At 28.1% G+C, this 1,650-nt stretch carries 1 protein-coding gene; it reads left to right on the top strand.

Annotated features, from left to right (window positions below):
- Positions 1–185 precede the first annotated feature (185 nt).
- Complete coding sequence (locus ACK2WN_RS12025; RefSeq protein ID WP_416155694.1) at positions 186–1,502, top strand: IS4 family transposase; 1,317 nt, start codon at positions 186–188, stop codon at positions 1,500–1,502.
- The last annotated feature ends 148 nt before the right edge of the window (positions 1,503–1,650 follow it).

The raw sequence follows: 1,650 nt of genomic DNA on the forward strand, positions 1-1,650 counted from the left end.
CAATGTCATTAAGTTAGTAGAAAAACATAAAGACCTCAATATTAGAAATAATATGGGGTCTTTTTATTTTATAAAAATGTTGACAAGAATTAAAAAATGTGTGGTCGCTTTCGCTATTAAATGTTAATGAAAGAGTGAAAGCGACCCTTGTAATTAGGGAAATCTTAATTACAAGGAGGTCACATATGAAACCTAAAGATATAAAAAAACTATTATTTTCAGAAATAAATTCTGTTTCAAAAAAATCAGATGATTACTGTATATCATCAGGAAAGGATTTTACTAGAAAGCGAAAGCTTCCATTTGAAACAGTTATAAAAACAATTATAGGTATGGAAAGTAAAAGTATGACTAATGAACTTATTAATATTTTTGATGCTAATCCAAATATGCCTTCGGCTTCTGCATTTGTTCAACAAAGATGCAAAATTAAGCCGGAAGCATTTAAAGATATTTTTAATAATTTTTCTTCAAATTTAGTTAATGAAAGTGATGAAAATCTTCGTATTCTAGCTGTTGATGGTACTGATGTTCAAATAGCTACTAATCCTAATGATTTATCATCATTTCATCAAGGAATTAATGGTAGAAAAGGTTATAATCTTATTCATTTAAATGCTCTATATGATATAAAAAATCATATTTATACAGATGCAGTTATACAAGGAAAAATAAATTATAATGAACATAGAGCATTACAAAAAATGATAGACGAATCAAATATAAAAAATGCATTAGTTATCGCAGATAGAGGTTATGAATCATACAATAACATGGCACATATACAAGAAAAAGGATGGTATTTCTTAATCAGAATAAAGGATGGTAAAAACGGTATTAAAGCAGGTTTAAATCTTCCTAAAACTAATGAATTTGACGAAAAAATAAATCTTAAACTGAGCCGTAGGCAGACAAAACAAACAAAAGAACTGTTCAAAGCCAAAAATCAGTACAAGTTTTTACCAGCAAATTCAGAATTTGATTATCTTAAAACAAAACAAAGAAAACATGACCCATTAGAATTCTATAATCTTAGTTTTAGAATAGTTCGCTTTAAGGTAATGGATAATCTTTATGAAACAGTACTTACAAACTTAGATAGTGAAGAATATCCTCCAGAAAAACTAAAAGAACTATATGCTTCAAGATGGGGAATTGAAACATCATTTAGAGATTTGAAATATACAATTGGTATGTTGAATTTTCATTCAAAAAAGGTGATGTGTATTCATCAAGAAATTTATGCACATCTTATAATGTATAACTTTGCAGAAATGATTACCTCTCACGTAGTCATTGAAAAAAAGCAAAGAAAATATACTTATAAAGCAAATTTTTCAGTCGCTACGCGTATGTGTCGACTGTTCTATTATGGAAAAACAACATCACCTAATTTAGAAACCATCATAGCAAGAAATATCATACCTATAAGACCCGATAGGCATCGTGAGCGAAAGCTCACAGTAAAAGTATTTCATGGTTTCATATATAGGGTAGCATAAATCAGCTAAAATGTCATAAAATTTTTTAGACAGATTTTTATCTGTCTTATTTGTGTGTTTAAAATATAAAAATAGCAGGAAAGCAAAAATCTTTCCTGCTATTTTTCTTTTAGATAACCTCATTAACAATGCTAACTTAATGACATTG

The organism is Peptacetobacter sp. AB800, assembly GCF_047807365.1.
GTDB lineage: Bacteria > Bacillota > Clostridia > Peptostreptococcales > Peptostreptococcaceae > Peptacetobacter.

Coding starts and splice junctions, on each gene's coding strand:
- ACK2WN_RS12025 (WP_416155694.1), top strand. CDS start 186: ATGAAACCTAAAGATATAAAAAAACTATTATTTTCAGAAATAAATTCT.